Origin of the sequence: Enterobacter sp. IF2SW-B1 (genome assembly GCF_001743375.1) — a bacterium.
Lineage (GTDB): Bacteria > Pseudomonadota > Gammaproteobacteria > Enterobacterales > Enterobacteriaceae > Enterobacter > Enterobacter bugandensis.
In genome coordinates, this window is the sequence record NZ_MJAA01000392.1 from 1 (window position 1) to 357 (window position 357).

Sequence of the window (357 nt, forward strand, 5' to 3'; positions counted from 1 at the left end):
TGCAGAGCTGGACTTCCCGATTCCGGTTGAGGATTTTGCGTTCTGCGTGCACGACCTCAATCAGTCGGAAACGACAATCGCACTGGAAAGCGCGGCGATCCTGTTCTGCGTCGAGGGCGAAGCATCGCTGCGCAAAGGCGAGCAGCGTCTGGTTCTCCTCCCTGGCGAGTCAGCATTCGTCGCAGCCAATGATCCCCAGGTCAGCGTAAGCGGGACCGGACGCCGGGCGCGCTGTATTAATAATCTTTCAGCACTTACTGATTTATTTAAGAACTCTTGCTAAGCTAGTTGAAGGCTTAAAATCTCCGGGCGGTTTTTACCGCCTGGTTTCATTTTAGGGATAGTCGCAATGAAAAA

At 52.9% G+C, this 357-nt stretch carries 1 pseudogene; it reads left to right on the top strand.

What is annotated here, in order from left to right:
- Positions 1-283 (top strand): annotated as a pseudogene (locus A6013_RS24780) (hypothetical protein); the annotation flags it as partial.
- Positions 284-357: the final 74 nt, after the last annotated feature.